Raw genomic sequence first — 22280 nt, 5'->3', positions numbered from 1 at the left:
GAGAACCATCATGCGCGACAGAAACTTCCTGGTCGAGAACAACGCCAAGCCGATCTGGCATCCGATGGCCCACCCCGCCGAGATGCGGGCGCAACCGCCGCGGATCGTGATGCAGGCCAAGGGTGTCCACGTCACCGATATCGACGGCAAGACTGTGCTGGACGCGGTCGGCGGCCTCTGGAACGTCAATCTCGGCTACAGCTGCGATCCCATCAAGAAGGCGATCGCCGATCAGCTCAACGCGCTGCCCTACTATTCGGGCTTCCGCGGTACCTCGACGGGCCCGTCGATCGAGCTCGCCTACGAGCTCACCGAATGGTTCAAACCGGAAGGCATGGTGCGCGCCTTCTTCACCTCAGGCGGGTCCGACTCGGTGGAAACCGCGCTGCGGCTCGCGCGGCAATACTGGAAGATCAAGGGCCAGGCGGACCGCACCAAGTTCCTGGCGTTGAAGAAGGGCTATCACGGCACGCATTTCGGCAGCGCCTCGGTCAACGGCAACGCCAACTTCCGCCGCAACTACGAGCCGCTGCTGCCGGGCGTGTTTCACATCCCGGCGCCCTCGACCTATCGCAATCCCTTCAACGAGACCGATCCCGCACGGCTCGCGCAGCTCTGCGCGGCGGCGATGGAGGACGAGATCGCGTTCCAGGGCGCCGACACCATCGCCGCCTTCATCATGGAGCCGGTGCTCGGCGCCGGCGGCGTGATCGTGCCGCCGGAGAGCTTCATGAGGCTGGCGCGCGAGCTCTGTGACCGTCACGGCATCCTTATGATCGCGGACGAGGTCGTCACCGGCTTCGGCCGCACCGGCGCGTGGTCGGGCTCGCGGTTGTGGGGTGTGAAACCGGACATGATGACGATGGCCAAGGCGATCACCTCTGGCTATTTCCCGCTCGGCGCGACACTGATCGGCGAAGCCGTTGCGGAGACCTTCGAAGCCGACACAAGCTCATTCGGCTCGATCGGACACGGCTACACCTATTCGGGCCACCCGGTCGGCTGCGCCGCCGGCCTTGCGGCACTGGCCGAGACCCGGCGCCTGAAGCTCAACGAGAATGCAGCCGCGCGCGGTGAGGAGCTCGCTGCTGCGCTCGCAAAGCTCAAGGACAAGCATCAGCTGATCGGTGACGTCAGGAGCAAGGGGCTGATGGCCGCGCTCGAGCTGGTCGCCGACCGCGACAGCAAGAAGGTGGCGGACAAGAAGACCATGGCCAAGGTCGCCGACGCCGCCTACGAGGCCGGCGTGATGCTGCGCGTCTCCGGCAACACCATCATCCTGTCGCCGCCCCTGATCCTGACGGCCGCAGACGTCAGCAAGATCGCCGCAGGGATCGACGCCGGCCTCTCAGCGGCCGGCTGAGCTGTTGTGAAATTTCCTCGTCATTGCGAGGAGCTCGCGACAAAATTGCGGAGCAATTTTGCGCTGATAGCGACGAAGCAATCCATAGCTGCACTTGCCGCGCAATGGATTGCTTCGCTTCGCTCGCAATGACGGGGATAAGACTGCGCGCAGAAATCATCTCGCGCTCACGCAGGCGATGGCCCGTTCGAACAGCGCGCCATCGGCCTTGTCGCGGTCGAGACAATCGGCCAGCGAGACCGGCGACATGGTCTGGTCGGTGCAGAAAATCCGCATGAAGTCGGCCGCGAGCGCGATCTTGTGCGGCGCCGGCTGCTTCTCCCAGTCACTGGCCTGCAGATAGAGCAAGGACGCGTCCTCGCCTGCCGCATTGGGCGAAGCCATCGCGCCACGCATGGCCGGCTGCGTCACGAGGGCCGTCAGCAGGGCGCCGGCCACTGCAGCAAGGCGATGCAGACGTCCTCTCATTTCGTATCCTTGGCGTCGGCCGCGGGCGGCACATCGAGCGCCGGATTGCGATCGAAGAAGTTGAACGGCCGCAGCCGGAAACCGTGCCACAGCCCCGGCATCACAGGCCAATCCTCGGCGCGCGGCACGTGGCGGAAACCGACCGTGTACCACAGCACGAGATCGCGATCCTCGATCGGCCGTTTCGCCGCGGTCCATTTCGGCAGGCCGTCGACCTCTGGGTTTTCGTTCGGATAGAGGCCGGCAGCGTATCGCTCGTCTTTTGCGTAGGCCGAGGCCCACAGCGTGTAGGCGCTGAAGCCGGCGCGCAGCTGGATGGGCTCGTCCTTCGCCAGCAGCGAGACGTCGGAATGACCGGGCATCAGCTGATAGCTGGTGTGGTAGCCCTGCTTGTTGGTCTCGCCGGTGCTCTCGACCCTGAACTGGGCCGCATTGAGCGGCAGCGTGATCGGGCCTTCGGTGGGGACAGGCTTGGTATCGACCTGCCACAGGCTCTTGCGCGGACCCCGGTCCAGCTTGCGCACGCTGAAGCGGTCCTCGACCAGACGGTTGCCGGTGCCGTCGACATCCATATCGATCCGGAACGTCATGTAGTGGTCGTGGTTGACCGCGAGCAGCCGCTCGTCGATCAGCGTTCCATAAGCCGTATCCTGCGCAGCGGTCGGATCGCTCAAAGTCCGGCTCGCAACACCCTTGGTGGCATCGATGCCGTAGGCGCCGAGCCGCACGTCGATGTTGCCGGCGCGGTCGAACACGTAGTCGACCAGATAGTCGTAATTGCCGACGACCGGCGCCATCCGCACCACGAGCTCGGTGTTCGGCCGCACCTCGGCGGTGTTGTTGAGCAACTCGCTGTGGCGCCAGATCGGATCGCCAGTCGGACGCTCGAAGATGCAGACCGCACCCTTGGAGACAACCGGCATGCCCTTGGTGTCGGAGATCGTGAGGTCGAGGAAGTGCGCGCTGTCAGGACAATCCTTGCCGGGCTGCAATTCACTCGCCAGCACCCCGAAGCCGTATTCGCCGATATCCATATAGGCGCGGAACGACCAGGTTTCGTCCGGATCCATGTAAGGCACAAACATTTCGCTCGCCGATATCTGATAGGCGATGTCGCGCCACGTGCCATGATCGTCGTAGCGGATCAGCGACAGCACCGCGCCGACACGCGGCTCGAGGCGAACGTGGAACGACCAATTGTCCCAGCGGACCTGGCCGCCCTCCACCATCACGTTACTGCCCTGCGGCAGCGCGATCTCGACCGGCTTCGGCGGCTTGCGGTATTTCCCGGAGTCGGCATAGGCGTGCGACGGCGTCGAGGAAGGCGGCGGCACGACGCCGAGATCGATCACCGACACCACGGACTTGGTCGTGAGGTCGACCTGCGCGATCAAATTCTCGATCGGCTTGCCCCACAGATTGTTACCTGCCCCCGACTTGTCGAGGCAGGGAACGTTGAGCAGGCGATGCCCGCGCAGCGCAGGGTCGGTCACCGGGCCGGTTGTCAGCGGCAGGCACAGCACGTTGCTGAAATCGGTGATGCCGCGCTTGGCCATCGCGGCCACCCAACGCGCATCTTGCTTCGGCAGATCGCCGGCGGAGATCAGCTCGTCGATCGTCAGCGCGGCCTGCTTGTCCTTGACCTCGTCCCAACCGGCGAGACTGCGCGCGGCGAGATCCACGTGGGCTTCATAGAGATGGCCATCGTTGAGCAGCGTCGCCACCGCGCGCCGCGCGAAAGGCTGTCCGGGTCGCCATGCCCGCACCTCGTCCTTGGGATCCTCCTCCAGCGCGATCGAGACGACCCGCGTGGTGTCGCTGAACTTGCCGGCGCCACGGAGCACATTGGACACGGACTGGATTTCGTCCGCGGTGAGCCCGTCCATCGGGTGTGTCGCCGTCACCTCCGGCCAAACCCTGTGCTCGGCCTGCGACGGCAGCGGCACAGCCAGCGCCGCGACGACCGCGCCGGTCAATGCCCAACCAACACGACGGGATATCAGAACCATTCCGCCCTCTCCTCAAAGCTGCTGTCGCCAGCATACAGGCAAAGGCGGCGGCATGAAGTCTCCGCTCATCCCGCCGTCTGTTCCGAGACGCTCGGCAGGACTGAGGCTGCGGCAGGACGCGGCGCAGTGCGGTGGACATCGAGGAGGCGCACCCCGATACGGTCGCGGAGCGCCGGCCAGATCCCACGCGGGGCTACGATCATGACGATGACGGCGATGACGCCGAGCCCAACCAGATACCATCCGCCCGTCAGCCCGAGCGGCCCGGTCATCAGCTCGCGCAGGCCGAAGAAGATGACGACGCCGAGGATCGGACCTTCGAGCGTGCCGATGCCGCCGATGATAACGATGAACATCATGTAGACGGACCAGTTGACGTCGAACGCCGCGAGCGGCGCGATGAACAGATTGCCCATGAAGCTGAGCGCACCGGCGAGGCCACATCCCGCCGCCGACAGCACGAAGGCGACGAAGCGGTTGTGCTGGACGTCGACGCCGACGCTCATCGCGGCCAGATCGTTGTCACGCACGCTCATCAAGCCCAGCCCGAAGCTCGAGGTCATCAATCTGTAGAGCGCCGCGATGGTGACCAGCGTCAGGCCCCCCGCCAGCCAGAACATGATCGGCTCGAACCAGTCGAAATCGATCAGCTCGCTGGTGGCGAGCGGCACCCCCGACGTGCCGCCAACGGCTTGCGATTTCATCGTGAACGCGCCGATGATCTCGGCGAACACCCAGATCGCGATCGAGAAATAGGCGTCACGCAGCCGAAACAGCGGAAAGGCGATGATGGCGGCGACGGCGGCCGCAACCAGCGGTGCCACCGGCAGCACCCAGACCGGATTGACCTCGAGCCATCCGGACGTCAGGAACAGCGCATAGGCGCCGAAGGCGATGAAGACCTGATGGCCGAGCGACACCAGCCCGGCATAGCCGGCGAGCAGGTTCCACATCTGCGCCATCGTCAGCAGCAGCAGGCACTCGGTGGCGAGCCGCAGAAAGCCCTCGTTGAGCACGAAGGGCGCGCCGGCGACCACGGCGACCAGGACAAGGCCAGTTGCTGCGAGAATCGTGCGTGTCGGCATCGGCGTCACACCTTGCTCGCCACGAGGCCCGACGGCCTGATCAGCAACATGATGAAGAACAGCAGATGCGCATAGAGCAGCCCGGCATTCGGATCGATCTTCAACCCGATCAGCTGCGCCATGCCGAGCGCAATGCCGCCGAGCAACGCGCCCCAGAACGACCCGAGCCCGCCGAGCACGACCACCTCGAATGCGATCAGGAGCCGCTCGGCCCCCGAGAACGGCGTGAAGCTCGAACGCACCGCGAGCAGCACGCCGCCGATCGCGCCAAGCGCCAGCGACAGGCCCATGACGTAATTATAGACGCGATCGGGCTTGACCCCCGACAGGCGGACGATGTCGCGCCTGTCGGCGGTCGCCCGCACAATCCGCCCGAATTCTGTATGGCGCAGGATCAGCTGCAGGACCATGAACAGCAGTGCAGCCAGCACCAGCGTCAGCAGCGGCATGATGCCGATGTTCAGGCCGCCGATTTCGAGGCTGGCGCGCGAGAGCTCACCGACCTGGAGGCTGCGCACGTCGGCGCCGAACACCTCGACCATCACGTTGCGCAGGATCACCGACACGCCGAAGGTGAGCAGCAACGGCGACAGCGGATCCGGCGACGTCACGACCCGGTTGACGATGACGGCCTGATAGATCCATCCAACCGCAAAGGACAGCGCAATCACCGGGATCAGCATCAACAGCGGCGGCACTGTGGGAAACAGATTGGCGAGGAACACCGCGCAGAACGCGCTCAGCACCATGAACTCGCCATGCGCGATATTGACGACGCGCATCACGCCGAACACCAGCGCCAGTCCGATGCCGAGCAACGCATAAAGGCCGCCCAGCAGGGCTCCATTGATCAACGTCTCAACCCAGATCATGTCTCACCGGTCCGTCGTCAAAATGCGCCAGATGCGTTTTGTGTGCACCGGCCTCTCCACAAGCATCACCTCTCCCCTTTGGGGAGAGGTCGGCGCCAAGCGCTGGGTGAGGGTGTTCAGGTCCCACGAGAGGGCGTAACCCCTCACCCGGATCGCATCTGACGATGCGATCCGACCTCTCCCACAGGAGGAGAGGTGAACCGCCCGCACGGAAGCTGGCTGGAGTGATCTCATCGTACTTCTCACTAATTGCCGAAATAGGCATGCGTCAGTTGCTCGGGTTGCAAGCCTTGCGCCGGCCCGGTCAGCGACACCCGTCCCTTCAGCAGGCAATAGATCCGCTCCGACGTCGCGAGCGCCCGCTTGACATCCTGCTCCACGAGCACCACCGCGGCGCCCTCGCGGCGGATATCCGCAAACGAGCGATAGATCTGCTCCACCACGACGGGCGCAAGCCCGAGCGAAATCTCGTCGCACAGCAGCAGCTTTGGATTCGACATCAGGGCACGGCCGATCGCCGCCATCTGTTGCTGGCCGCCGGAAAGCTGCCCCGGAAACATCCGCCGCCGCTCTTCGAGGATCGGAAACAGGTCGAACACCCGGCGCAGCGTCCAGCTCCCGGAGCGCCGGTTCACGGTGCCCATCAGCAGGTTTTCCTCGACGGTCAGCGAGTCGAACAGCAGCCGGCCCTCGGGCACCATGATCAGGCCGAGCCGCGACACCTCTTCCGCCGGCATCTGCGAGATGTCGACGCCGTCGAAATGCACCGCGCCCTTTCGTTCCTCGTTCAACCCGACCAGGGCTTTCAGGAACGTCGACTTGCCCGCGCCGTTGGCGCCGACAAGCGCGACGGCCTCGCCGTCCGCGACGGTGAAGCTCATGTCGAACACCGCCTGGAGATCGCCGTAGAAGATCTGCAGGCCACTCACGTCAAGTAACGCCATCGGCCTTCAGTCCCATATAGATTTCGCGCACGACGGCGCTGTCCATGACTTCGGAGGGCGGTCCCTCCAGAACCTTGCGGCCGAAATTGAGCACCAGGATGCGATCGGACGCCGCGCGCAGCGCGTGCGGAATGTGCTCGATCCAGATGATCGCGTGATCGGCCTTGACCGTCTGGATGATCGCGACCAGGCGCTCGACCTCGGGCTCGGTTAGCCCCGCAGCGATCTCGTCGAGCAGGATCAGCGCCGGCTTGGAAGCCAGCGCCTTGGCGAATTCCAGCCGCTTGCGGTCGATCAGCGGCAACGCCCCGGCAAGCTTGTCGGCCTTGGCGTCGAGCCCGGTCCGCTGCAGCACCTCCATGGTCCAGGTCGATGCTGCCTCGCCGTGCAAGCCCGCACCGAAGGATGCAGCCGCGAGCGCGTTCTCATAGACCGACAGATGCGGGAACGGTTGCGGGATCTGGAACGCCCGCCCCAGGCCCATGCGCGCCCTGCGATGCGGCGGCAGGCCGGTGATCTCCTTGCCGTCCAGCAAGATCGACCCGCCGTCGGCCGAGAGCAGGCCGACAATCAGGTTCAGCAGCGAGCTCTTGCCGGCGCCGTTGGGGCCGATCACGCCCAGGCACTCGCCGCGCGCCAGCTCGAAGCTGACGCCGTCGGCGACGATGATCTCGCCGAAGCGCTTGGACAGCCCGCTGACGCGCAGAAGCGGTGCCATCTCAACTCAGCTTTGAGAGCAACTGGAGGTCGGCCTGCTTCGGGATGAACGGGGCCGTGCCGTTGTGGACGATGAGCAGCTCGTATTTCGACTTGCCGCCCTTGCTTTTGCGCCATTGGCCGCCCGACAGCGAGGTCACGGCGACGCTCTTGATCGGGCTATCCTTGAACTTGACCTGCCCGACGACGGTCTCCATGTCGAGCCCCGCGATCGCGTTGCGCAGGGAGTTCTTGTCCTTGGGATCGCTGTTCTGCAAGGCCGCAAGCGCGACCTCCCACAGGGCATGGGCGTAGCCGATCGGTTGAGTCCATTGTTTGCCGGTGGTCTTCTCCCACTCGGCGGCGAGCTCGGCGGCGCTCTGGCCGGTCAACGACGACTTGAACGGATAGGCCGGCGTCCACCACACCTCACTCGACATGCCGTCACCGCGATCGCCCAGTGCATTCACCGCGCTCGGAAACAGGAACGCCGCCGCCACCGTGCAGATCTGCGGCTTGAAGCCGGCCTGTGCCGCCTGATTCCACAGCGTCACCCAGTGATTGCCGTAGGTGAAGCCGGAGACGATATCGACGCCGTCGTTCTTGAAGGCGGAGACCTGGTTGGTGAAGTCATCGGTCGCGATCTGAAACTTGCCGGCCGAGAACTCCTGGTAACCGGCCTTGGTAATGCCGCCGGGCAGACCGACCTTGGGATCGGAGAAGGCCTGACCGGCCGGATTGTCGATGTAGAGCGTACCGACCTTCTTGTTGGTGTCGACCGATTGCCACATGCCGAGAAAATTCTTCACGACATCGTCGGCGCCCCAGAAGAAGTGGAAGCTGTAGGGGAAGCCCTTGTCCGGTGTGCCCTTGCGCGGGAACATCCAGCCCTGCCACGGCACCATGGTCGAGATCGAGGGAATGCCGCGGGCGTCGGCCAGCTCCTGCACCGGCGCCTGCGCGTCGCCGTCTTCGATCAGGATCAGGTCGCACTTCTCGCGCAGCACCAGTTCGCTCGCCACGACCGACGACCGGTTCGGGTCGGATTGATTGTCCTTGAAGACGAACTCGACCTGATAGGTCTTGCCGCCGATCTTCAGCCCGTCCTTGAGGCGGGTCTTGATGCGCTCGTGGATCCAGGTGTCCGGCTCGGCGAACGGCGCGCGGACACCGGAGAGGCACCCGACCCAGCCGATCTTGATCGTGTTGCTGGCGGCACGCGCTATGTTGACCAGCGGCACGTTCATCGCGGACGCAAGGCCGGTCGCGCCCGCCGCCTTCAGCAGCGTGCGCCGGTTGAGCCGGCCGGCCGTTGGTGATGTCGTCTTTGAATTCTCAGTCATGTCCCTCTCCCTGACCAATCGTTGCAATATTCGTTGCCCTAAGCCGCAGATCGCTGGATTGACGCGCGGCTGACGGCCGCGAATTTGCACAATGTGTTTTCGATGATCTGGCGTGGAATGCCGCGCACGATGAAGACCAGCCGCGAGCGCCGGTCTGCCGACGGCCAGCCGTCAAGCATGATCGGCGGATGGAAGACGTGCTGGACGCCGTGCACCACAAGAGGAGCATCCGGCTGCTCGGCGACGTTGACGATCGCCTTGAAGCGCAGCAGGTCCTCGCCCTTCAGCGCCGCGACATAGTCGAGCCAGCGTGCAAACGCATCGCGCTGGATCGGCTCGTCGATGATCAGGCTGTAGGACGAGATGCCTTGATCATGTGCATGATGTCCGTGGTGATCGCAGTGCTCGCCCTCGCAGTGATGCGCGTGCTCATGCGGCGCGTTCGCGGCCTGCGACGCCGCCTCGAACCAGCGTACGACGTCGGCCGATCTTGCGGACGGATCGAACAGGCCAGCATCGAGCACCTTCGCCGGGTCGACGATCCCGTTCCGGACGTGATGGCGAACCGCAACCGGATTGATCGCCGCGAGCAGCGCATCGAGCCGCGCCGGCACATCGGCCGAGGCGAGATCGGTCTTGGTCACCAGCAGCCGGTCGGCGACCGCGATCTGTCTCGTCGCTTCCGGATGGGCGTCGAGCGTGCGTGCGCCATTGACGGCATCGACGGTTGCGACCACGCCGTCGATGCGATAGCGGCCGACAATGCCGGGCGCGGTCATCAGCGTGTGCAGCACCGGCACCGGATCGGCAAGGCCGGTGGTCTCGACCAGCACGCGGTGAAACGGTGGGATCGTTCCCGCGGTGCGGCGCGCCGCCAGATCGGCCAGCGCCTCGATCAGATCCTCGCGCACCGAGCAGCAGATGCAGCCATTGTCGAGCAGCGCGAGGCGATCCTCGCTGCCCTCGACCAAGAGATGATCCAGCGCCACCTCGCCGAATTCGTTGATGATGGCGACGACGCCATTGAGCTCCGGCTGGCGCAGCAGATGGTTCAGCACCGTGGTCTTGCCGCTGCCGAGGAAGCCGGTGAGAACCGTGACCGGGATATGATGATCCACCGTGTCCATCGCTTCACGTCCGCTCGTGCACCTTGCGGCCCTCGAAGAAGGTCATCTCGACCCGCGTGTCGGCAAGCTGGTCCGGCGGGATGTCGAAGATCATCTGGTCGAGCACGATCAGGTCAGCCGACTTGCCGATCTCGATCGAGCCGATGGTCTGGTCGAGCCCCGCCGCGCGCGCGGCGTCGATGGTGTAGATGTCGATCACGGTCGCAAGGTCGAGCGCCTGCTCGGCCCACAGCGACTTCCCGGGAAAATCGCCGGTCGGGTTTTGCCGCGTCACCATGCCCTCGATGCCCTGCCAGGGATCAGGGATCGGGATCACCGGCCAGTCCGAGCCGCCAGCCATCAGCGCACCGGCGTTCTTCAGATCCTTGTTCGGCCAGAAGCGCTGCGCCCGCTCGTCGCCCATCGCGGCCTTGTGCGCCTCGAGGAAGATGGTCGGATACCAGATGATCGGCGACAGATCGGCAGCAACGCCGAGCTCGGCGAAGCGCGGCACGTCGTCCGGCGCGATGTAGCTCGCATGCGCGATTTGGTGAATCAGATGGGTCGGGCCATTGAAGCTGCGCACGACGTCGATCGCATCGAGCGCCTGCGTCACTGCGGCATCGCCGGCGCAGTGGATCTTGGCGGCGAGCCCGAGCTTCTCGCAGCGCCCGAGCCAGCGGATCAAATCCGGCACGGTCAGCATGGTCGCGCCGCGGAAGCAGCAGCCGCGCACGGGGTCAGCGACATAAGGCTCATGGAACGCCGCGGTCTTGGCGCCGGGCACGCCGTCGAGGAAGACCTTCACATAATCGGGCTTCACATGGGCGCCGCGATACTCCTCGCGCAGCGCAAACAGCTCCTCGCCCGCCTTGCCGAACATGAAGCCAGGTTCGACCACCGGCATGGCGCAAACCGCCCACGCCGTGAGCTCGCCGCGATCGTCCAGCCCTTTCAGCGCTGCCATGATCGGCTGCATGCTGGCGGCGTCGATGAACGCAGTGACGCCATAGGTGTTCAGCACCGAGATCGAGCGCGCCACCGCAGCGCGGTCCATCTCGGCCGTATAGTGGCCGGACGCCGCGAGCGCCCGCTCCACCAGGCCGGATGCAGCCTCGATCATCACGCCGGTGAGCGTGCCGGTCCTGAGGTCACGGCCGATCTCGCCGTCGGTCGGATTTGGCGAGTCCGCCTTCACGCCGGCGAGCCGCAGCGCCGCCGAGCTGGCCCAGCGGTTGTGATAGCTGTCGTCGCGCAGCACGACGGGATGCCCGAGGCATGCGGCATCCAAGAGCGCGAAGGACTCCGCGGTGTTCAGCTCGTTCAGCAGATTGTTGCCGAACTGACCGCCGACGATCCAGGCGCCGGGCGCCGCGGCGGATGCGGCCTTGTGCAGCGTCTCCGCGATCCGCGGAATGCTGTCGCTGGAGGCGAAGCGCAGCTCGTAGAGATCGGCCTGCCCGCCCATCATGATGTGGTTGTGGATGTCGACGATCCCTGGCATCGCCATCCGCCCGCCGAGATCGACGATCGCGGTGCCCTCGCCGATCAACGGCGCGACGTCGCGCTCCCCGCCGACGGCGACGAACCGGCCAGCCTTCACCGCAGCGTATGTCGCCCAGGGTTGCTTTCGGTTCGACGTGTAGATCCGGCCGTTGCGAAACACCGCGTCGGCGAAGCTCTTGTGCATCTGCATCATCTTCCCGGTTGAAATACGTGTCGGCAGGCGCCGATGGACACGCAGCGGAGGCCGCAGATCCGCGGACGGGCCGGCCGGCATCCTGAGCAAAAAGGTTCGGCAAGTCGCGGTTCGGAACAATCCACCATCCGGTGGATGCTCGCTCCGCTCCCGCAGTGCAGGTGGCGGATCTCGCCTCAGAACCCCAGCGCCAACCCGTCCTTGCGGTGATCGGACGCGCCGAACAGGACGCCGCGCGCGTGGTCGATGCGGATCGCCTGGCAGCCGCCGATCGGCTCCTCGGAGAAGCGCGCATCGTGTCCCCGCGCCCGCAGCTCGTCGCGGGTCGCGGGCGCAATCGTCGTCTCCAGCGACAGCACGCCGTCGAAGGCAAAGGAGCGCGGCGCCTCCGCCGCGGCCTGAAGGTCCATCTTCATGTCGAAGATGTTGGACAGCAGATTGGCATGGCCCGCGGCCTGGTAATGCCCGCCCATCACGCCGAACGACATCACGGTCTTGCCGTCCTTGCGCAACAGGCCCGGGATGATCGTGTGCATCGGGCGCTTGCGCGACCCGAGCGAATTGGCGTGTCCCGGCCTGGCGCGAAAGCTCCAGCCGCGATTGTGCAGCAGGATGCCGGATTTCGGCGCATAGATGCCGCTGCCGAACGGATAGAACAGCGAATTGATCAGCGAGACAGCGTTGAGGTCGCGGTCGACCACGGTGACGTAGACGGTGTCGCGATGCTCAATGTCGTCCCAGGTCGCGGGCGTCGACGCACGCGCCATGTCGATGCGACTGCGGATATCGGCGATGTAATCCTCGGCAAGGAACGAGCCCGGATCGATGTTGCTGGTCGCGGGATCGCAGAAGGCGTCGCGGGCGCGGTACGCCGCCTTGGTCGCTTCCGCCAGCAGATGGATGCGGTCGGCCTGCGACAGCGTGCCGACGTCGAAACCTGCGAGCGTGCGCAGGATCATCAGCGCGGCAAGGCCCTGCCCGTTGGGCGGACACTCGATCACGTCGTGATCGTGGTAGCGCGCCGAGATCGGGCGCACATAGTCGGAGGCCTGCGCGGCGAAATCATCCGCGATGTGGGCGCCGCCGAGCCCGCGCAGGATGCTCACCATCTCATCGGCCGCCTCGCCTGCGTAAAAGGCATCGCGTCCGTGCCGCGCGATGTTGCCCAAGGTTCGGCCCAGCGCCGGTTGCGTCCTGATATCGCCGACCGCGGGGGCCGCGCCTCCGGGAAGGAACTGCGCCGCCGCGTTGGTGTCGATCTCGACCCGCGCGCGGAAGCGGCGCCAGTCCTCGGCGACCCGCGGCGTGACGCAAAAGCCTTGCTCGGCTGCCGCGATCGCAGGCCGGAAAATCTCCTCCAGCGACTTGCTGCCGTGATCGGCGACCAGCCGGCACCAGGCATCGATCGCACCGGGCACGGTGACCGCCTCCGGCGCGGTCGGCGGAATGTCGCGCTGGCCGCTCTCGGCATATTTGCCGATATCGGTCCCGGCGGGCGTGCGGCCCNCCCGAGCCGTTCAGTGCGACCGGCTCGCCGGCCTTGGGCGAGTACAATGCAAAACAATCGCCGCCGATCCCGGTCATCTGCGGCTCGACGACGCCCTGCACGGCCACCGCCGCCACCGCGGCATCGACGGCGTTGCCGCCCGCCTTCAGCATCTCGACTGCGGCGAGCGTGGCCTGGGGATGCGAGGTCGCGGCCATGCCGCGTTCAGCAACCGCCACCGACCGGCCGATGGCCATGAAATCGCGCATGTCGCCTCCCTCAATGTCGCAAGCGGCAGCCGCTCGCCAACATTGTCGAAGACGACACCGATCTCGGGGATTCTCGACCTGCCCTGCCCGTAGCAGCAATCGACCGAACGGTGGACGCTAAGAGCCAGCCCTCATCCGTCATTGCGAGGAGCTCGCGACAAAATTGCAGAGCAATTTTGCGCTGAAGCGACGAAGCAATCCATCTCTCCGCAAGTGGAGCGATGGATTGCTTCGCTCCGCTCGCAATGACGTGGATAGACTTCCTAACTACTCCGCAGTCTCAATGCGGCCGCGACATCAGCGCGACGACGGCGGAGCGTGTCTCCACCCCGAGCTTCTCGAAGATGTGGATCAGATGCGTCTTGACGGTCGCCAGACCGATGCTGAGGCACTCGCCGATCTCGCGGTTGGTGCGGCCGCAGCACAGCAGCTCGACGACTTCCATCTCGCGCGAGGTCAGGCCGTAGCGCGCCGGCTCCTCGCCGTTGGACTGGAGGCGACTGGTCAGGTTGAACTCGAGATAGTCGTGAATCTTCTCTGCAATGTTCATGCTCCCGTCGGGGATCTTGCAGCCAGGCGCCCACAGCACGCTCATTCCGGCGACGATCCGGTCGTTGCGGCGGAAGAAGAACTCGATCATGTCGGCGACGCCGCATTGGCCGGCAAAGGCGCGATAGGTCGCGGCCTCAGCAGTCGCGCAGCGATCGAGGGCGACGCTCAGGCGGGCAATCGGCTGGTCACTCGCGGAACGCGGATGCAAGGGATCGAGCCGGTTCATTCCGGCCAGATACCGGTCGTGAAAGCTCACCGGGACATTGCTTGAGAGCACGAAGCGGTTGAGGTTGAGCTGGCCATCGACCTCGTAGAACGCCGTCGCGGAGCCCTCGAGAATCCCCCTCGCGAAATTGACAGCCTGCGTGGTTGCTGGATCCGGTCGGCCCAAAAGCGCGAACATGACCTTCCCTCCCGATGTTTCCCGATGACGGACGTCTGCGCGTCGCGTGGTCGGTCACGCTGGGGCAGTCGCGGAACATAGTCAAGCAAATTGCGGGCCAAACGCTGGCGTATCACAGCTCCGGTAGGCTTACGCCGAGGTAACTCGCCGGCCGGCTCCACCATCCGGTGGATTGCGGGTCGTGCAGTGCACGCGGAACCTCGATCCGACCCATGGTATGAAGCCGCACCCTCACTGATAGAGAGCCGGACCAAGAATGAATTCGCGACGCATCATGGCCGCCTTCCCAGCGGCAGCCGAAGACCAGGTCACGCTCGCCAACTGGCGGCAGCATCCCTACAGCGAGTGGGCGTTCCGCAACGTGCGCGAGTTGCTGCCGACCGCGAACATCGCCCGCTCGCGTGAGCCCTCGCCGCTCTCCTTTGCGCCGCGTTATCTCGATGATGTCAGCTTCGCGGACCTGCGTGGCGAGACCATCGACGTCAGCAAGGCGCTGCGCAGCAGCCACACCGACGGCATCGTGGTGTCGCATCGCGGCCAGATCGTCTTCGAGTGGTACGCCCACGACCTGACGCCTGATACCCCGCACCTGATCTTCTCGGTCAGCAAGTCGATCGCCGGCACGCTCGGCGGCATCCTCGCCGATAACGGCAAGCTCGATCCCGACGCGCCGGTCACGCGCTACATCCCGGAAATGGAGGGATCGGTCTATGGCGGCGCCTGCACGGTGCGCCACCTGCTCGACATGAGCGTCGGCATCCGCTTCGACGAGGATTACATGGCGCGCGACGGCGACGTCATCAACTACCGCCGCTCCACCGGATGGGAGCCGCCGGATCCGAGCCTGCCGCCGACCAATCTGCGCGACTATCTCAGGACATTGCGACCGAACGGCACGCCGCACGGCCACACCTTCCACTATGTCTCGACCAACACCGACGTGCTCGGTTGGGTCTATGAGCGCGCCTGCGGCATCTCCTACGCCAAGATCCTGTCGCACTATATCTGGCAGCCGATGGGCGCCGAGCACGACGCCTATATCGCGGTCGATTCCCGCGGCGCGGCGCGTGTCGCCGGCGGCATCTGCGCCTCCTTGCGCGATCTCGCCCGCTTCGGCGAGATGATGCGCAATCACGGCGTCAGCAATTCACGGCAGGTGGTGCCGAGCTGGTGGATCGACGACATCAGGCACAACGGCAATGCCGAGGCCTGGGCGCGCGGCGACCTGACCAAGGTGTTTCCGAACGGCAATTACCGCAGCAAGTGGTACACGATCGACCGCAGCGAGACGCCGTTTGCCGCGGTCGGCATCCATGGCCAGTGGATCTACGTCGACCCGGTCGACGAGACCGTGATCGCGCGCGTCTCCTCGCAACCCCTGCCGATGGACCTCGATCTCGATCACATGTGGATGCGCGGCTACCGCGCGATCGCGACGAGACTCAGCGGCAAGTCCTGAGCGAGCATCAAGGCCTCACGACTGGAACGCCAAGACCGGCTGTCACGACGCGTCGGCCGGCCCTGCCCGCTACCTGCGGGAATCATTTGAGATTTCCGGCGGCGGCATCTACACCAGCGCAGAGCTGCACGCTCGCATCATGCGCGCGACAATTCATATCGCGAGAATACAAAGCTGCGTCCCAATCCCACCTGTCATCGCCCGGCTCGCCGCCTCCGCTAAAGCTTCGGCGTGCCAGAGACCGCAAGCCCCGTCGGAGCCTTGGCGTAGACGGGACCGGGCGATCCAGTACGCCGCGGCCTCTCGACTCGATCGCACCTGTCTCTGGAATACTGGATCACCCGCATGAGCGGGTGATGACACCGCGCTGTTTGGCTGCGGACTGCAAAACCAACTCCTAAGTCGTCCCTGCGAAAGCAGGGACCCATAACCACGAATGGTTATTGTTGAACGATGCTGGAACGACGAGTCCCCATCACTACAGCCGCCGCGGAGTATGGGTCCCTGCTCCCGTGCGCAATTGCGCACTAGGCAGGGACGACGGTGTGGATGCACCGGTGCACACGGCTGGCCCCTTTGCCCGCCTGGCGCCTTGGTCTACAAGCATCGCCATGACCGACACTTCGAACCCAACCCTGCCATTTGACGACCTGGCGCGCGCCATCCAGGCTCGCCGCTCCATCTACGGCGCGATCAGCGGGCTGCGGCTCGACCGTGCCGCGCCCGGCGAAGCCTGGTCGAGGCTGGCCTATCGCCCCGAGTTCGTCGGCGACACCGAGACCGGCGTTCTGCACGGCGGCGTCGTCACCGCGATGCTCGACGAGAGCTGCGGCATGGCCGTGCAGCTCGCGCTCGACGGAACGCGCGCGATCGCGACCCTCGACCTGCGCATCGACTACCAGAAGCCCGCGACGCCGGGCCTCGACATCCGCGCGCATGCGGTCTGCTATCGCGTCACCCGCCTGATCGCCTTCGTGCGCGCCACTGCCTATCAGGAGTCCGAGGACGATCCGGTCGCCACCGCGACCGCCTGCTTCATGATCGACGCCAACCGGACCAACATGCTGAGCGATCGCCTGGAAGCCATCGGTACGTCGCTGCCGCTCCTCGAGGCACCGGACGATCCGGATGGCCCGTTCGCCGGCAGCCCGTTCGCGCGATGTCTCGGCATCCGCACAGGTCAGGACGACACGCTGGTGATGCCGTTCTCGCGACAGATCATCGGCAACCCGATCCTGCCCGCGATCCACGGCGGCATCACCGGCGCCTTTCTCGAAACCACGGCGGTGATCGGCGTCACGCGCGAGCTCGGCGTCGAGGCGCGGCCGAAGCCGATCGGTCTCACCATCAACTATCTACGCTCGGGCCGCGCGCTCGACAGCCACGCGAGGGTGTCGATCGTCAAGCAGGGGCGCAGAGTCGTCGCGTTCGAGGCGCAAGCTTGGCAGGACGATCCGGCCAAGCCGATCGCTTCCGCCTTCGGTCACTTCATGCTGCGGCAGACGGCGAGCGAGGAATAAGCCTCAGCATACGCCGCGAACGCTCATCCCGCCGGCGTCAGGATCGCCTGCCTCGCCGCATGCCAGCTCGCTTCGTCGGGCGCGCACAGCAGACCGCCGGTCAGGTTGGCCGGCTTGTAGGGTGATCCGTCGAAATGCGCGCTGTAGCCGCCGGCCTCGCGATGCAGCAGCCAGCCGGCGGCGTGGTCCCACGGCATCAGCTTGTTGTAAAACAGCAGGTGGCAATGCCCCGACGCCGCCATGCGGTACTCATGCGCGGCGCATCGAAGCCACGCGCTCATGCCGAGCTTCGACAGATTGCCGGCAGCGGTGGCTCGCAGCGGCTCGGGAAGGAAGTTGACGCCGATCACCGCGTCCATCTCCTTGACCGGTACAGGAGCGGCGACCTTCAGATCGTAGCGCTTGCCGCCCTGGGTCTCGAGCCAGGCGCCCTCGCCGCGCAGCGCGAACGCGGTGTCGTTGCAGACCGGATCATGGATCGCGCCGAACACGATCTCGCCGCGCATGGTGGCGGCAACCATGCTGCCGAACAGCGGCAGGCCGCAGGTGAAGTTGCGCGTGCCGTCGATCGGGTCAATGATGAAAGCGAGATCAGCCGTGCCGACCTGGTCGAGCGCAGACGGATCGCGCGACGTGCCCTCCTCGCCGATGATGGCGGCACCGGGAAAGGCGCCCAGCAGCGCCGCCGAGATCGACCGTTCGGCGGCCTCGTCGGCTTCGGTGACCACGTCGAACGCGGAGGTCTTGGTACGAACCTCGATCTCGCGCACGCGGCGGAACCACGGCATGATCTCGGTGCGGCCGGCTTCGGCCAGGATCTGTCCGATGGTCAGCGCATCGGCATGGGACAATTTCACGCGGCGTTCTCCTGCGATGAGTCGGGATCCTACCGCAGAAATGTGACTGCGTGGCGTTTAGCGGCGCTGGTTATAGACATCGATGCAGACGGCGCCGAGCAGGACGAGGCCCTTGATCACTTGCTGATAATCGATGCCGATACCGAGGATCGACATGCCGTTGTTCATCACCCCCATGATCATGGCACCGACCACCGCGCCGCCGACCCGGCCGACACCGCCATAGGCCGAGGCGCCGCCGATGAAGCAGGCGGCGATCACGTCGAGCTCGAAACCGAGGCCTGCCTTGGGCGTCGCGGTGTTGAGCCGGGCCGCGAACACCAGCCCAGCAAGCGCCGCCAGCACACCCATGTTGACGAAGGTGAAGAAGGTGAGCCGCTCGGTCTTGACGCCCGACAGCTTCGCGGCCTTGGCGTTGCCGCCGACGGCATAGATCTGCCGGCCGATCACCGTGCGCCGCGTGACAAAACCGTAGAGCACGATCAGCACCGTCATGATCACGAGCACGTTCGGCAACCCGCGATGCGAGGCGATCAGATAGGTGAAGTAGAGCACCGCGCCCGCCAGCGCGATGCTCTTGGCGATGAAAAACGCGTAGGGCTCGACCTCGATGCCGTGCGACTGTTCGCGCGCCCGGCTCTTGGCGCTCGCCAGCACCAGCGCGAACGCCAGCACGATGCCGATCAGGAGCGAGGTCGGATAGAGCGTGCCGGCGCTCGGAAACAGCTCGGGGATGAAGCCGGACGACAGCTTCTGGAAGGTCGACGGGAACGGCCCGACCGACTGCCCCTGGAGGACGGCGAGCGCAAGGCCCTTGAACACCAACATGCCCGCCAGCGTGACGATGAAGGACGGAATCTTGAAATAGGCGATCCAGTACCCCTGCGCCGCGCCGATCGCGGCACCGACCAGGAGACAGGCGATGAAGGCGATCGGGTAGCCGACATGGTAGCGCACCATGAGCACCGCCGCGACCGCGCCGATGAAACCGGCAACCGAGCCGACCGAAAGGTCGATATGGCCGGTGACGATCACGAGCAGCATGCCGAGCGCCATGATCACGATGTAGCTGTTCTGCAGCACGAGATTGGTGAGGTTGAGCGGCTGCAGCAGCGTGCCGTCGGTCACGATCTCGAAGAACAGCATGATCGCTGCCAGCGACAGCAGCATGCCGTAGTTGCGCAAATTGTTCTTGATGAAGCCGGAATGCTTGGGGGTCTCGGGAAGTGACACCGTCTTGTCGGTCATTGTGCTCCTCCTCTCACCCTCACAGCATCGTCATGCGCGCCGCGTCCGGACATCCTGACATTGCGCATGATCGCACGCATGATCTTCTCCTGCGTCGCGTCGTCCTTCGCGAACTCGCCGACGAAGGCGCCGTCATTCATCACGCAGATCCGGTCGCAGATGCCGAGCAGTTCCGGCATTTCCGACGAGATCACCACGACGCCCTTGCCGGCCTCCGCGAGCTCGTTGATGACGCAATAGATCTCGTACTTCGCCCCGACATCGATGCCGCGGGTCGGCTCGTCGAGCAGCAGCACCTTCGGATCGGTCATCAGCCATTTCGACAGCACCACCTTCTGCTGGTTGCCACCCGAGAGCTGCCCGGTCTCCTGATAGACGTCGGAACAGCGGATCCGCATCCGCTTGCGGTAATCGCTCGCGGCCTTCAACTCGACGACATCGTCGATCACGCCACGATCCGACACCTGGCGAAGGCTTGCCAGCGTTACGTTCTTGCGGACGTCTTCGGCAAGGATCAGCCCGAGCTGCTTGCGGTCCTCGGTGACATAGGCGAGGCCGGCATGGATCGCGGCCGGCACGCTGGAGAGGTCAGCTTCTTGTCCATCGAGGCTTATCTTGCCGGAGACGTTGTAGCCCCAGGCTCGACCGAACAGGCTCATGGCGAACTCGGTGCGGCCCGCCCCCATCAGGCCGGCGATGCCGACCACCTCGCCGCGGCGTATCTTGAAATCGACGTTCTTGATCACCTGCCGCCCGGTATGCAGCGGGTGATATACCGACCAGTTCTCCACCGTCATGACGGGATCGCCGATCTCGGCCTTCCGCTCGGGGAAGCGATGCGCGAGATCGCGGTTGACCATGCTGCGGATGATCCGGTCCTCATCGACCCGCTCCGTCCCGCAATCCAGGCTGTCGACGGTGCGGCCGTCGCGCAGCACCGTGATCCGGTCAGCCACGCGTGCGACTTCGTTCAGCTTGTGCGAGATCAGGATCGAGGCGATGCCCTGCTCGCGGAATGTCAGCAATCGATCCAGCAACGCGGCACTGTCGGCCTCGTTGAGGCTGGCGGTCGGCTCGTCCAGGATCAGGAGACGCACCTTCTTGGACAGCGCCTTCGCGATCTCGACCAGCTGCTGCTTGCCGACGCCGAGATCGGTGACCAGGGTATCCGGCGATTCTCGCAGACCGACCTGGGTCAACAGCTCTGCGGTCCGCCGGTATACCGCATTGCGGTCAACCACCCCGAACCGCGACGGAGCGCGCGAGAGAAAAATATTCTCGGCGATCGACATCAGCGGGATCAACGCCAGCTCCTGGTGGATGATGATGATCCCCAGCGCCTCGGAGTCGTTGATGTCGCGGAACCGCCGCTCCTCGCCGTCGAACAAGATCGACCCTTCATAGCTGCCGGCGGGATAGACCCCGCTCAGCACCTTCATCAGGGTCGACTTGCCGGCGCCGTTCTCGCCGACCAGCGCATGGATCTGGCCGGCTTCCACGGTCAGGCTGACATCACGCAATGCCTGCACGCCGGCAAAGCTCTTGCTGACGCCACGCATCTCAAGCATTGCCGTCATCTGATCACGTCCCGCAGCGCCGATCGCGCTCGGCGCTATCAGCCATGGCCCACCTGCCTATCCGTCCTAGTCGAATTGCGACTGTTTGTAGTAGCCGCTGTCAATCAGGACTTTCTGCCAATTCGTCTTGTCCACCACGACCGGCTTGAGCAGATAGGCTGGAACCACCTTGACCCCGTTGTTGTAGGTCTTGGTGTCGTTGACAGTGACGTCCTTCTTGCTCAGCACGGCATCGACCATGTCGGCCGTGACTTTCGCGAGATCGCGCGTGTCCTTGAAGATGGTCGAGTATTGCTCGCCCCGCAGCATCGCCTTGATCGAAGGCACCTCGGCATCCTGGCCACTGATGTACGGCATCGGCTGATCCTTGCTGCCGTAGCCGACGCCCTTGAGCGAGGAGATGATGCCGATCGATAGGCCGTCATAGGGGGATAGAACGGCATCGACACGCTTCTTGCCATAGAAGGCGCTAAGCAGATTATCCATGCGGGCCTGCGCCGTCGCACCGTCCCAGCGCAAGGTCGCGACCTTGTCCATGCCCATCTGGCCGCTGGCGACCACAAGCTTGCCGCTGTCGATATAGGGCTTCAGCACCGACATCGCGCCGTTGTAGAAGAAGTAGGCATTGTTGTCGTCGGGCGAACCGCCGAACAGTTCGATGTTGAAGGGCCCCTTGCCCTCCTTCAGGCCGAGCGCTTTCTCGATCGACTGCGCCTGCAGCACGCCGACCTGGAAATTGTCGAAGGTCGCATAGTAGTCGACGTTGGGCGTGTCGCGGATCAGGCGGTCATAGGCGATCACCGTGATGCCCTGGGCCTTGGCCTGTTTCAGCGCGTCAGACAACGTGGTGCCGTCGATCGCCGCGATGACCAGCACCTTGGCGCCCTTGGTCACCATGTTCTCGACCTGGGAGAGCTGGTTCGGGATGTCGTCGTCGGCATATTGCAGGTCAGTGCCGTAGCCGCGCTCCTTCAGCACTTTGACGATGTTGTTGCCGTCGTCGATCCAGCGCGCCGAGGATTTGGTCGGCATCGCGATGCCGACGGTCGGCTTGCTCTGGGCGAATGCGTCGGACGCAGCCCCGGCGAGACATGCCAACGCCAGCGCGAACAACGAGACCTTCAATCTGAACATGCGTCACTCCCTTGGCTTTTTGAGTTGGGTACCGTTGCCTTGGACAGCGTCAATCGACGGCTATCATTCGTTGGCTGGTCGCGGATCTACGGCGATGTCGGATCGGCGCCGGGGCCGTCACGAACCGAAATCGCGGAATGTCGATTGGAACTCGTCAACAGCGCCATGCTCACTCCGCACGATCAGCCAT

18 protein-coding genes and 1 pseudogene are annotated in these 22280 nt (G+C 64.9%); 3 read left to right on the top strand and 16 right to left on the bottom strand.

Annotated elements, in window-relative coordinates; genetic code table 11:
* Nucleotides 1-10 precede the first annotated feature (10 nt).
* On the top strand, nucleotides 11-1363 hold the full coding sequence (locus AS156_RS10320) for an aminotransferase class III-fold pyridoxal phosphate-dependent enzyme (protein WP_066503410.1): 1353 nt from the start codon (nucleotides 11-13) through the stop codon (nucleotides 1361-1363).
* A 156-nt stretch (nucleotides 1364-1519) separates the two neighbouring features.
* Here AS156_RS10320 and AS156_RS10315 read toward each other — a convergent pair whose 3' ends face one another.
* The 12 genes and pseudogenes from AS156_RS10315 to AS156_RS10265 all read right to left on the bottom strand — a co-directional run bounded on the left by AS156_RS10315 (nucleotide 1520) and on the right by AS156_RS10265 (nucleotide 14295).
* Complete coding sequence (locus tag AS156_RS10315) at nucleotides 1520-1831, bottom strand: hypothetical protein (protein WP_136626120.1); 312 nt, start codon at nucleotides 1829-1831, stop codon at nucleotides 1520-1522.
* Nucleotides 1828-3840: a copper amine oxidase gene (locus AS156_RS10310; RefSeq protein ID WP_066503408.1), complete on the bottom strand. Its 2013-nt coding sequence runs from the start codon at nucleotides 3838-3840 to the stop codon at nucleotides 1828-1830. The genes AS156_RS10315 and AS156_RS10310 overlap by 4 nt, the downstream gene beginning before the upstream one ends.
* A 65-nt stretch (nucleotides 3841-3905) precedes the next feature.
* Nucleotides 3906-4925, bottom strand: a complete 1020-nt coding sequence (locus AS156_RS10305; RefSeq protein WP_245312684.1) for a branched-chain amino acid ABC transporter permease — start codon at nucleotides 4923-4925, stop codon at nucleotides 3906-3908.
* 5 nt (nucleotides 4926-4930) lie between these two features.
* Entirely contained in the window at nucleotides 4931-5797 is an 867-nt protein-coding gene (locus AS156_RS10300; protein WP_066503401.1) for a branched-chain amino acid ABC transporter permease, read from the bottom strand.
* A gap of 245 nt (nucleotides 5798-6042) precedes the next feature.
* Nucleotides 6043-6741: an ABC transporter ATP-binding protein gene (locus tag AS156_RS10295; RefSeq protein WP_066503399.1), complete on the bottom strand. Its 699-nt coding sequence runs from the start codon at nucleotides 6739-6741 to the stop codon at nucleotides 6043-6045.
* Entirely contained in the window at nucleotides 6728-7459 is a 732-nt protein-coding gene (locus tag AS156_RS10290; RefSeq protein ID WP_066503398.1) for an ABC transporter ATP-binding protein, read from the bottom strand. Before AS156_RS10290 ends, AS156_RS10295 begins: the two co-directional genes overlap by 14 nt.
* 1 nt (nucleotide 7460) lies before the next feature.
* Nucleotides 7461-8780: an ABC transporter substrate-binding protein gene (locus AS156_RS10285; protein WP_066503397.1), complete on the bottom strand. Its 1320-nt coding sequence runs from the start codon at nucleotides 8778-8780 to the stop codon at nucleotides 7461-7463.
* A 38-nt stretch (nucleotides 8781-8818) separates the two neighbouring features.
* A complete protein-coding gene (locus AS156_RS10280; protein WP_066503395.1) occupies nucleotides 8819-9907 on the bottom strand; it encodes a CobW family GTP-binding protein in 1089 nt (362 codons plus the stop codon).
* Nucleotides 9908-9911: 4 nt separating this feature from the next.
* A complete protein-coding gene (locus AS156_RS10275; protein ID WP_066503515.1) occupies nucleotides 9912-11576 on the bottom strand; it encodes an amidohydrolase in 1665 nt (554 codons plus the stop codon).
* 185 nt (nucleotides 11577-11761) lie between these two features.
* A pseudogene (locus tag AS156_RS10270) lies at nucleotides 11762-13091 on the bottom strand (gamma-glutamyltransferase family protein); the annotation flags it as partial.
* A 1-nt stretch (nucleotide 13092) separates the two neighbouring features.
* Nucleotides 13093-13340, bottom strand: a 248-nt coding sequence (locus AS156_RS44160) for a gamma-glutamyltransferase (RefSeq protein ID WP_245312683.1), incomplete at its 3' end; no start/stop codon positions are given.
* Between the two features lie 280 nt (nucleotides 13341-13620).
* Nucleotides 13621-14295, bottom strand: coding sequence for a helix-turn-helix transcriptional regulator (locus tag AS156_RS10265; protein WP_066503394.1), 675 nt, complete (start codon nucleotides 14293-14295; stop codon nucleotides 13621-13623).
* 256 nt (nucleotides 14296-14551) lie between these two features.
* Between AS156_RS10265 and AS156_RS10260 the strand changes: the two genes are divergently transcribed.
* Complete coding sequence (locus AS156_RS10260) at nucleotides 14552-15754, top strand: serine hydrolase domain-containing protein (RefSeq protein WP_066503393.1); 1203 nt, start codon at nucleotides 14552-14554, stop codon at nucleotides 15752-15754.
* 611 nt (nucleotides 15755-16365) lie between these two features.
* Entirely contained in the window at nucleotides 16366-17274 is a 909-nt protein-coding gene (locus AS156_RS10255; protein ID WP_066503392.1) for a PaaI family thioesterase, read from the top strand.
* 23 nt (nucleotides 17275-17297) lie between these two features.
* Here the strand turns inward: AS156_RS10255 and AS156_RS10250 are convergent, their stop codons facing one another.
* From AS156_RS10250 to chvE, 4 genes are all read right to left on the bottom strand, one after another.
* Nucleotides 17298-18131: an inositol monophosphatase family protein gene (locus tag AS156_RS10250; protein ID WP_066503391.1), complete on the bottom strand. Its 834-nt coding sequence runs from the start codon at nucleotides 18129-18131 to the stop codon at nucleotides 17298-17300.
* Nucleotides 18132-18188: 57 nt separating this feature from the next.
* On the bottom strand, nucleotides 18189-19379 hold the full coding sequence (gene mmsB, locus AS156_RS10245; RefSeq protein WP_066503390.1) for a multiple monosaccharide ABC transporter permease: 1191 nt from the start codon (nucleotides 19377-19379) through the stop codon (nucleotides 18189-18191).
* The gene (gene mmsA / locus AS156_RS10240; RefSeq protein ID WP_066503388.1) at nucleotides 19376-20956 is read right to left on the bottom strand and encodes a multiple monosaccharide ABC transporter ATP-binding protein; all 1581 of its coding nucleotides are present in this window, start codon (nucleotides 20954-20956) and stop codon (nucleotides 19376-19378) included. The genes mmsB and mmsA overlap by 4 nt, the downstream gene beginning before the upstream one ends.
* A 66-nt stretch (nucleotides 20957-21022) precedes the next feature.
* Nucleotides 21023-22090 carry a multiple monosaccharide ABC transporter substrate-binding protein gene (chvE, locus tag AS156_RS10235; RefSeq protein ID WP_066503386.1) on the bottom strand — a complete coding sequence of 356 codons (1068 nt, stop codon included), beginning with the start codon at nucleotides 22088-22090 and terminating at the stop codon, nucleotides 21023-21025.
* Nucleotides 22091-22280: the final 190 nt, after the last annotated feature.

Source organism: Bradyrhizobium macuxiense (genome assembly GCF_001542415.1).
GTDB classification, from domain to species: Bacteria; Pseudomonadota; Alphaproteobacteria; order Rhizobiales; family Xanthobacteraceae; genus Bradyrhizobium; species Bradyrhizobium macuxiense.
The sequence above is the reverse complement of the archived record's forward strand: the minus strand, read 5'-3'. Positions and strand labels throughout refer to the sequence as shown.